The organism is Verrucomicrobiota bacterium (assembly GCA_019247695.1).
In the GTDB taxonomy this organism is placed as follows: domain Bacteria; phylum Verrucomicrobiota; class Verrucomicrobiia; order Chthoniobacterales; family JAFAMB01; genus JAFBAP01.
In genome coordinates, this window is record JAFBAP010000044.1 from 17,983 (window position 1) to 28,037 (window position 10,055).

General features: G+C 62.2%; 9 protein-coding genes. 8 read left to right on the top strand and 1 reads right to left on the bottom strand.

What is annotated here, in order from left to right; translation table 11 throughout:
- Window positions 1-4: 4 nt before the first annotated feature.
- The 8 genes from JO015_04720 (at window position 5) to JO015_04755 (ending at window position 6,827) form a co-directional block, all read left to right on the top strand.
- The gene (locus JO015_04720) at window positions 5-1,456 is read left to right on the top strand and encodes a glycoside hydrolase family 75 protein (protein MBV9998401.1); all 1,452 of its coding nucleotides are present in this window, start codon (window positions 5-7) and stop codon (window positions 1,454-1,456) included.
- 362 nt (window positions 1,457-1,818) lie between these two features.
- Complete coding sequence (locus tag JO015_04725; protein ID MBV9998402.1) at window positions 1,819-2,247, top strand: Rrf2 family transcriptional regulator; 429 nt, start codon at window positions 1,819-1,821, stop codon at window positions 2,245-2,247.
- Between the two features lie 91 nt (window positions 2,248-2,338).
- Window positions 2,339-3,382 (top strand): trypsin-like peptidase domain-containing protein, encoded by a 1,044-nt coding sequence (locus JO015_04730; protein ID MBV9998403.1) that lies wholly within the window; start codon window positions 2,339-2,341, stop codon window positions 3,380-3,382.
- Window positions 3,383-3,439: 57 nt separating this feature from the next.
- The gene (rpiB, locus tag JO015_04735) at window positions 3,440-3,901 is read left to right on the top strand and encodes a ribose 5-phosphate isomerase B (protein ID MBV9998404.1); all 462 of its coding nucleotides are present in this window, start codon (window positions 3,440-3,442) and stop codon (window positions 3,899-3,901) included.
- Window positions 3,898-4,365, top strand: a complete 468-nt coding sequence (locus JO015_04740) for a hypothetical protein (protein ID MBV9998405.1) — start codon at window positions 3,898-3,900, stop codon at window positions 4,363-4,365. The genes rpiB and JO015_04740 overlap by 4 nt, the downstream gene beginning before the upstream one ends.
- The gene (locus tag JO015_04745; protein MBV9998406.1) at window positions 4,365-5,537 is read left to right on the top strand and encodes a beta-lactamase family protein; all 1,173 of its coding nucleotides are present in this window, start codon (window positions 4,365-4,367) and stop codon (window positions 5,535-5,537) included. The genes JO015_04740 and JO015_04745 overlap by 1 nt, the downstream gene beginning before the upstream one ends.
- Window positions 5,521-5,949, top strand: a complete 429-nt coding sequence (locus tag JO015_04750; GenBank protein ID MBV9998407.1) for a YjbQ family protein — start codon at window positions 5,521-5,523, stop codon at window positions 5,947-5,949. The genes JO015_04745 and JO015_04750 overlap by 17 nt, the downstream gene beginning before the upstream one ends.
- Window positions 5,946-6,827 carry a metallophosphoesterase family protein gene (locus tag JO015_04755; protein ID MBV9998408.1) on the top strand — a complete coding sequence of 294 codons (882 nt, stop codon included), beginning with the start codon at window positions 5,946-5,948 and terminating at the stop codon, window positions 6,825-6,827. The genes JO015_04750 and JO015_04755 overlap by 4 nt, the downstream gene beginning before the upstream one ends.
- 7 nt (window positions 6,828-6,834) lie before the next feature.
- Here JO015_04755 and JO015_04760 read toward each other — a convergent pair whose 3' ends face one another.
- Window positions 6,835-9,399 (bottom strand): SEL1-like repeat protein, encoded by a 2,565-nt coding sequence (locus JO015_04760; GenBank protein ID MBV9998409.1) that lies wholly within the window; start codon window positions 9,397-9,399, stop codon window positions 6,835-6,837.
- Window positions 9,400-10,055 lie beyond the last annotated feature (656 nt).

Below are 10,055 nucleotides of genomic sequence, written 5' to 3' on the forward strand. Positions count from 1 at the left end.
CAGCATGCGGAAACGGCCGAATCGCGCGCCCGGAATCACGCGGGGGCTGGTGGCTCTGCTTTGGCTCGGGGCCGGCCTGGGGTGCGTTCCAAAGAAGCCGGTAACCTTGTCCGAGCAACCGCCTCCCGAGACTTCGCCCGTTCAGACGGCCGAGACGACGCCAACGCCATCGCCGTCCCCTTCACTCGCACCCATCCCCACCCCGGTGCCCTCCCCCGAAACGTTCCTCCCCCGGTCGCGCTACGAGGTCGCCCAGCTTTTTAACGGATTCGAAATCCATTCCCGCCTGTCTTCCGCCGAAGGCCAGATTGCTGCGCTGGAGAAAAAAGATCCCAACGCTTACGTGCTGAACCTCGACGTGCAGGTGCGCGTGCCGAAGCCGGCGCAAACCCTGGACGAATTGCAGACGCCGGACCCGCAACTGAGCAGCACGCTGCCGCAACTCCCTGAGCTCCTGAAGGCGGCAAAAGTCTCCACCTGCTACTATGGGCTTTACCGGCTCAAAACAGAGAACCTGAGTCGCGCGCTTGGACGGTTGGATCAGATGGTCAGCCGCCAGAATTTCTTTGACTGCAACACGATGCTTGAATTGACCGGGACGGCGAGCGGCCGCAAAGCGCTGCTGATCCAGGCGCCGATGGACGTCAACGCCGACGGCTCCGATGCAGACCGCACCTACGCGGTGGACGGGTCCAGCCCGAATTTCCAACCGTTCACCAGCTACCGTTGGTCCAAGCGAACGGACCGGCCCAGCCAGTTTTTGGCCGACCGGGAGAATCGGCTCAAGGGTTTACAGGCTGAATTCGACGCCAAAGGCACGTCGCCTGACCGCAAAAAGGCGGTCCGTGAACTGATTGACGAGTTCCAACGCCAGATCGCCGATCTCAAACGGTTCAGCTACCTCGTCGCGATGAACGATCCGTACATCGTGCTGCCCGGCTTCATGTTGCGCCCGCCCGCGCTTCCCTTTACCCCGAAGTTCGGGGATTACGTGGTCGTGATTTTTCGCGGTAAACTCTACCCGGCCTTACTCGGCGACGCCGGGCCATCTTACAAAATGGGTGAAGGCTCGCTCCGGCTGGCGACGACGCTCAACGCCAAGGCAAATGCGCTGAACCGGCCGGTAAGCGACGTCGCAGTTACCTATTTGGTGTTTCCCGGAAGCGCCGAATCTCAACCCGGCCCGCCGGACCTCGCCCAGCTACGCACCCGTTGCGAAAGCCTGCTCGGTGAAATCGGGGGCTACCAAGGAGAACTATGGGCGTGGCCGGACCTGCTGGCACCAACCCCGACGCCGACTCCCACCCCCACGGCAACCGCCAGCCCAAGCCCGACACCTGGCCCGCCTTCGGAGGCCAGCCCCAGCCCGGCGGGAAAACAGGAATCATCCGCAGAACACTCAGAACACGCAGAAAAGAGGAAACATCCACAGATTACACAGATTGACACAGATTAAGGGCACACGGCGGCCGCAGCGGGTTTGGCGGGCACAACGACAGAGTTCACACGGCGAACACGGCGGGCCACGGCGAACACGGCGGAAAGACAGGAATCATCCGCAGAACACGCAGAAAAAGATTACCAGACCCGGCGCTTCTTCATTCGTGGCATTCTCTGCCGCTCCGAACCCCGAACTCTTTCCCCTCTTCTCGCCGTGGTCGCCGTAGCTCGCCGTGTTCGCCGTGTGAACTCTGTCGCCGTGCCCGCCAAACCCGCCGTGTGACCGAACTCCACCCGACACCCGACACCCGTTACCCTTCATTTGTGGCATTCGGGGACGTGATCCGGTAAGTTAGGTTTCCCGATCGTTTCCTGATTATGCGGAGTTGCCGCTTTGTTTTCGCCGTTCATGTCCTGGCCGTGCTCGCCCTTAAGCCCGGGGAGTTTTGTTCGTCGTCTTTTCTGGCCGGCACCGTTAATACCAACCCGGTGGTAATCCGGCGCCTGCTCGTCGACCTGCAGAACGCAGGGCTGATCGGTACGGTGCGCGGACCCCGGGGCGGTGCCTATCTGGCAAAGGCACCCTCCGAGGTCACCCTTTGGCAGATTCAGCACGCGGTGGATCCACAGACGGCGTTCGCGCTCCATCCGAACGAACCTTCGCGCTGTTGCCCGGTAGGCGCCAGGATTGATCGGGTCATGAGTGAAGTGCAGGAACAACTCCTGGGGGCGATGGAACGCGAGTTGAAGCGGGTTACGCTGGCCGACGTGCTGGCCCGGCTGGAGCGGGTCCCGGCAGCATCCTGAGCGGTGACGACAGGGGGGACGGCTCTTGAGCGGGAGGAAACCGCCAGGCGCCGCTTGAAATTGTAACAGATACAGTTACGTTAAACCGCCTATGTTTTCCGATTCTACCGGCGCATGGACTCCGGTCCTCGCGCCTAACCCTGAAAAAATTGATCCTGCCAGCGTGGCGGCTATCCCTACCGCGACGGCTGATGACGACCTGCTCCTGGACGCGTATTCGCGTACCGTGGCCGGCGTCGTGGAGCGCGCCGCGGCGGCCGTGGTCAACATCCGGGTACGAAACGGGCGCGGACCCCATCAGGAAGGCGGGGGCAGCGGCTTCGTGATCGCCCCCGATGGATTTATCCTGACCAACTCCCACGTGGTGCACGGCGCCACACGCATAGAAGTAACTTTGGCCGATGCCCGTACGTTTCCCGCCACCCTGGTGGGAGACGATCCCGATACCGACCTGGCCATCGTCCGCGTCAACGCGCCCAACCTGCAACACCTTTTGTTTGCCGATTCACGCAAGCTGCGGGTCGGCCAGATCGCCATCGCCATCGGCAGCCCGTTCGGCTTCCAGCAGACGGTCACGGCCGGGGTCGTCAGTGCCCTGGGCCGATCCATGCGCGCCCAGTCGGGGCGTCTCATGGATGATATCCTGCAAACGGACGCGGCCCTGAATCCCGGCAACTCCGGCGGCCCGCTGGTCAATTCCCGCGGCGAAGTCATCGGCGTCAACACGGCCGTGATTCTTCCGGCGCAAGGCATCTGTTTTGCCATCGCGTCCAACACCGCGCAACTGGTGGCCGGCTGGCTCATCCGGGACGGTAAGATCCGGCGCAGTTACCTCGGGATTGCCGGCCAGAACGCCACCATTCACCAACGGCTGGTGCGCCACCACCGGCTGCAGCAGACAACTGCGGTCATGGTGGGCGGGCTCGAAGAGGGCGGTCCCGGCACGGCGGCAGGGTTGCAGCGCGGCGATTTGATTCTGAGCTTTAAGGGTTCAGCGATCGCCTCCATTGATGACCTGCACCGCTTCCTGGTCGGCGATGAAATCGGACGCACGTCGGACCTGACCGTGATCCGCGGAACCGAGCTGCTTACCTTGCGAGTCACCCCGCGGGAATTGCCGAAGCACGACGATTGAGTTTGTGACCATGATTTTTCGTTGATTGTACGGGCGGGTAGGTTTCACTGTGCGGACATGAAAATCGCGCTCGGTTCGGATCACGCTGGCTTCCGGTACAAGGAAAAAATCAAGGAATTCCTTACCGGCCAAGGTCATGAGGTTATCGATTTTGGAACCCATTCGGCAGAACCGACGGATTACCCGCTGTTTATCCGGCCCGCCGCCGAAGCCGTGGCCAGGGGTGAAGCGGAACGCGGCATCGTTTTAGGCGGGTCGGGTAACGGCGAGGCCATCACCGCAAATAAAGTTCCGGGGATTCGCTGCGGGCTTTGCTGGACCGAGCAGGTTGCGATCTGGAACCGCGCGCACAACGACGGAAATGTGCTTTCCCTGGGCGAGCGCACCATTTCTGAGGAGGAAGCGCTCAAGATCGTCAAAGTCTGGCTGGAAACGCCGTTTGAAGGCGGCCGTCACATTCACCGCATTCAGCTCATTGAGCACCCGGAACTCGCGAAAGAGACGACGTCCGCTTCATGATTTTCGAACAGCAGATCCGAGCTGCGGAGGGTTACTTTGAACTCGGCATGCAGAACGAAGCGTTGGCCGAATTGGATCGCCTGCCTCCCGAGAACCAGGACCGTGCGGAGACGCTCCGGATGCGGGTCAGTATCTGGTTGCAGATGGAGAACTGGGCACGGGCTTTAGAGCTCAGCAGCCGGATTTGCGAGCTTTTTCCCAGCGAGAGTTTCGGGTTCATTCACAAGGCCTTCTGCCTGCACGAGCTTGGCGCCACGGCCAACGCCAAGCAGACCCTGCTGGACGGGCCGGCAAGCCTGCTGGAGGAACCGATCTACTACTATAATCTCGGCTGTTACGACGCGGTGCTCGGCAACGTGGAGTCGGCCCAGGCGTACCTGCGAGCCAGCTTTCGTCTGGACAAAGCGTTCCGCGACCTTGCGAAGGGCGACCCGGACCTTGCCGGCATTCGTGATTTGCTCTGATGGACCTGAACCGGTTTAAGGAGGAATTCGCACAGAACTTCGAAACCCGCGGGGAAATCGGGGCCTCGGTTGCGGTCTATCGCCGCGGGGAACCGGTCGTTCAGCTGGCAGCCGGTTTCCAGGACCGCGCCGGCCGGGTGCCGTGGACGTTCCAGACGCGGGTGCTGATCTGGTCCGCGACCAAAGGGGTAGCGTCCGCTTGCCTGCTCCACGCCTGCAAACGGCACGGCATCGGCCTGGATGCTCCCGTTACTCGCGTCTGGCCGGAGTACGGGCAAGCCGGAAAGGAGCGCACGACTCTCCGGCACGTGTTGAGCCATCAGGCAGGCCAACCGGCGTTGCGAGGTGAACCGGTGTCGGTCCTGGACCACGAAGCCGTCGTCCGTGCGTTGGCCGGCCAGGCGCCCTTTTGGGAACCGGGCACCCGCCACGGTTACCACGCGCGCACTTACGGCTTCCTGGTCGACGAGCTGGTCCGGCGCATCACCGGCGGAGTGAACGTCGGCCGGTACTTCCGCCAGGTCTTTGGCGATCCCCTGGACCTCGACATCTGGATCGGCCTGCCCCAAACGCTCGCTGAAATGGTCGCACCGATCCAGGCGCCGCGGAAAGCCCGGGACGCTTCGTCCGAAGATCCGTTCTATGCCGCCCTGAATGATCCCGGTTCGCTGAGCCGCCTTGCGTTCAGCAACCCCGCCGGCCTGGCGCCCCCGTCCTCGATGAACGCGCCCTCGGTACGTGCGCACGTTTTGCCCTCCTTCGGCGGGATCGCGACGGCTGACGGGATGGCCCGTTTCTACCGGCTTCTATGTACGCCCAACGAATTCTTCGACGCGGAAACGTTGCGCGCCGTCTCCACCCCCGCCACTTCCGGAACCGATGAAATCCTGAAAGTGCCCACCGCATTCAGCGCGGGGTTTATGATGGACCCGGTGGATGATACGACGGGCGTACCTGCGCCGGGTCCTCGGGATGAAGGGCGTAAACTGCGCAGTTTATTCGGCCCATCCGTGCGCGCCTTCGGCCAGCCCGGGGCGGGCGGTTCGCACGCGTTTGCCGATCCTGAGCACGAGATTTCATTCGCGTACGTGATGAACCAGATGGAACCAGGGCTTTTTCCGAACGAAAAATCGTTGCGTCTGGTCGACGCGATCTATGTTCACCGCACATAACGCTGAGTTTGCCGTTCGAACCCAGGGGCAAGGCACCTACGAGATCACCGATCAGGTGGCCCAGGCCGTTCACGCCAGCCGTGTTAAGACGGGTTTGGCCACGGTTTTCGTCCGCCACACGAGTGCGAGCCTGGTAATCTTTGAGAACGCCGATCCGACTGCCAGGCGCGATCTGGAGGGGTTCCTCAAACGCTTGGTGCCTGAAGGGGAAGATTATTTTGTCCATACGCTGGAAGGTCCTGACGACATGCCGAGCCATATCCGGATGGTGTTAACCCGTACGTCCGAATCGGTCCCCGTTGCAGAAGGGACGCTTCAGCTCGGCACGTGGCAGGGACTCTTCCTTTACGAACACCGCAGGCATGGTTCCCGCCGTTCGGTGTCCGTTTCGGTAATCGGAAATATTGAATGAATCTTACCCCGACGGACCCGGTCCTGATCATTTCCGATCTGCACCTGGGCCACCGAGCATCGCGTATTCGCCACCCGGAACAGCTGGAGCCGTTGTTTAAGCCGTTTCACACGGTCATCTTCAACGGCGACACGGCCGAAATGCGAAATCCGGAGGACAGGCCGCTTGGGCGCAAGCTCGCGGCCGATCTGGGCCGCGTCTGCCATGGCGCCGGCAGCAAAGCCATCTTCATTACGGGCAACCATGATCCAACCATCTCCAGCATTGACCACCTGGACCTGCACGGCGGCGCCTTGCTGGTTACGCACGGGGATATCCTCTTTTTGGGCGTAGCCCCCTGGAGCCGGGCGGCAAAGTCTTACCGGGAAACGCACGAGGAGTTTCTGAAACAACTCGGTGAGGATGCGTACACCAGTTTTGAGCAGCGCCTGCTGGCTACCAAACGCACCTCGATTACGCTTCAAATGCATGAGGCGCCCCTGACCCGCAAGCACAAGAAATGGGGGGGCTTGCACACGGTGATGCACCAACTCTGGCCACCCTGGCGGCCATTCAAAATCCTGCAAGCCTGGTGGCAGACCCCGGGGCTCACTGCGGACATGACGCACCTCTTCCGGCCCAAGGCCCGTTTCACCGTCATCGGCCACACCCATTGTCCAGGGATTTGGCGCCGTGGCGGGCGCGTGGTGATCAACACCGGCAGTTTCCTGAAATACATGACTGCCCGCGGGGTGATCATCGACGACGGCCGGCTCGAGGTGCGATACCTCAAACGCAGCGGTAACAACTTCTGCCTCGGACGGGTAGACGCGGTCTTCCGGCTCCCGCATGAAACGGCGGGCCGGGCGGAAGGTGAACCCCGGCCCGGACTGTCGTGATTGATCGTTACTGTGCCAGGCTGCCGTTATTCACCACGACCGCGGTCATGGCCGCTTTCTTATACCAGGCGCGGGCTTGGGCCTCATCACGGGCGGTTCCCAGACCGTTGGCGTACAAGTAAGCCAGATTCGTCATGGCCGTGACTTCACCGGCGGCAGCCGCCTTTTGATACCAATCCCGGGCCTGGCCATAGTCCCGGGGAACGCCGTTGCCGTTCTGGTAGAGCCACCCCAAGTTTCTCATCGCAGCGGGGTACCCGGCCTCCGCGGCTTTCTGGAACCAATCCCGCGCCTGGGCGTAGTCCCGGTCCACGCCCCAGCCGTTCTGGTACATGAGGCCGAGGTTGTTCATGCCGACCGGTTCTCCGGCGTTCGCGGCCCGCTGGTACCAGCGGGCGGCCTCGGTATAGTCCTGGGTCACGCCCAGGCCCGCACCGTACATGTAACCCAGGTTCGTCAGGGCTGCCCCGTTTCCGGCCTTGGCGGCTTTTTGATACCACTCCTGCGCCTGGGCGTAGTCCCGGTCCACGCCCCAGCCGTTTTGGTACAGCCAGCCCAGGTTGTTCATCGCATCCGGATGGCCGGCGTTGGCAGCCTGGCGGAACAAGACCCGCGCCTTGCCGTAGTCCCGGGGCGCACCCCAGCCGTACTGGTACAGGACGCCGAGATCTCTCGTACCAATCGGTTCTCCGGCGTTCGCGGCCCGCTGGTACCAGCGGGCGGCCTCGGCATAGTCCCGGGCTACACCCAGGCCCGCACCGTACAGGTAACCCAGGTTCGTCAGGGCCGCCACGTTGCCGGCCTTGGCGGCTTTTTGATACCACTCCTGCGCCTGGGCGTAGTCCCGGTCCACACCCCAGCCGTTCTGGTACAACCAGCCCAGGTTGTTCATCGCATCCGGATAGCCGGCCTCCGCGGCTTTCCGGTACCACTCGCAGGCCTGGCCGTAATCGCGGGCGGTGCCCCAGCCGTATTGGTACATCAGGCCAAGGTTGTTCATGCCCATGGGTTCCCCGGCGTCCGCAGCCTGGCGGTATAATCGGATCGCCTCGGCATAGTCCTGGTTCACGCCCAGGCCCTTTGCGTAAAGCATGCCGAGACGATTCATCGCCAGGGCGCTGCCTGCATTGGCGGATTTCCGGTACCATTCCCGGGCCGTATCGTAGTTCCTGGCGACGCCCAAGCCGCACTCGTACATGAGACCGAGATTTCCCATGCTGTTGGGTTCCCCGGCGTCCGCGGCCTGTTGGTACCACCGGAACGCCTGGGCATAGTCCTGGGCCACACCTAAGCCTCGGTCGCACAAGTAGCCCAGGTTGGTCATGGCCAGGAGGTCACCCCCCTGAACGGCTTTCTGGTACCACTCCCAAGCCTTGGTGTAGTCTTGAGTGACGCCTAACCCATTCTGGTACAGCCAGCCCAGGTCAGTCATCGCTGAGACGTTACCGGCCGCCGCAGCTTTCTCGTGCCACTCCCGGGCCAGTTGATAATCCTGGGCGACGCCTAACCCGTCCCGGTACAACCAGCCCAGATTCTTCATGCCCCATGCACTGCCGGCCGTGGCCGCCTTTTGATACCAGGCATGCGCCTGGGCGTAGTCCTGGGTGACCCCCCACCCATTTTGGTACATGAGACCAAGGTTGTTCATGCCCATGGGCTCCCCGGCGTTGGCCGCCTTTTCATACCAATACCGGGCTTGCGTGTAGTCCTGGGTGACCCCCAGTCCTTTATCGTAGAGATAACCCAGGTTGGTCATCGCCGCTGCGTCGCCGGCCTCGGCGGCTTTCCGGTACCATTCCAGCGCCTGGACATAATCCTGGGTGACGCCTGAGCCGTTCTGATACCACCAACCCAAGGCGCGCATCGCTTCCGCGTTGCCGGCGTTAGCCGCCTGTTGGTACCGGGCACGATCCTCACGATTGTGAATGCGGAAGTCCGGCGTAGGAACGGGCGCGGCGACCGGCGGTTCCACCGAGACGGAAGTGAGATCGCCCACCCCGGCCATCCGCGCCGCTTTCGCCACTTCGTCGGAGGCAATCGCGAAGTTGAGGTTCTGGCCATTCACCAACTGGTAGAATGCCACCCCGATCACTTTGCCGTCCTCGTTCAACACGGGCGAGCCGCTTGACCCCGGCGAAATGGGCGCGCTGATCTGGATCAGCGCATTGGCATCTCGAAACGCGGAGATCAGCCCGTCGGAGACTGTCCCCTGCAAACCCTTCGGGTTGCCGATGACCAGCACGCGCTGGCCCTGACGGGCGGCACGGGACGAATCCAGCTCAAGGCAGGGTACCCGGCCGGAGGCAAACTTGAGAATCGCAAGGTCGGCCTCCGCTGATTCGCCAAGCACCTGTTCACACCGGAATTCTGAACCGCTGCTGCTCAAGCCCACAAGGCGCGAGGCCCCCCGGATGACGTGGGAATTGGTGACTGCTGTCCCGTCGTTCCGGATAAAGAAAGCCGTTCCGGTGCTCAACAGGTTCCCTTGCGCATCCAGGGCGTTGACCTGGATGACCGCTTCTTTGGCGCGCGCCACGATCGCCGGAATGCTGCTCTCGGCAGGCGCCTTCAAGGAAAAAAAAGAAATACAGGCCCCTGCAACTAAAGTACTAACCCCATGCCCCATCATTCAACAAACACTCGGTGAAGCCCCATGACGCCCGGATCAGCCCGTAAGCGCTCGAATTTGCGAGCGGCTTGCCGGGCCGTAGGGAATGCTGGAACCTTCTGGTAAACTGCCTCTACTCTAAAGCGGCGTACGGACGGTTGGGAAACGCAGCATTTTAGAGAATTTTTAGAAGTTATGCCAGATTCGGGTTTTTGTGGTCACACGGCGGGCACAGCGGGCTTGGCGGGCACAACGTAAGAGTTCACACGGTCACACGACGGGCGCAGCGGAAGAGTTCACACGGCGACCACGGCGAGCCACGGCGACCACGGCGGGAAGAGGGGGAAAGAGTTCGGCGTTCGGGGCTCGGAGTTCGGAGTTCGGAGGCGTCGTAGAACCGGGTCCGATCTTCCCCGAAGGTCGCGCTCACCCGGCGGGAAGACGGAATCATCCGCACAACACGCAGACGAACGCAGAAAAAGAATCCACGAAACCGGAGCTTGACATCGGCATCTCGCCCCCATGATGCCGCTCCGAACTCCGAACTCCGAACTCCGAACTCCGAACTCCGAACTCCGAACTCCGAACTCCGAACTCCGAACTCCGAACTCCGAACTCCG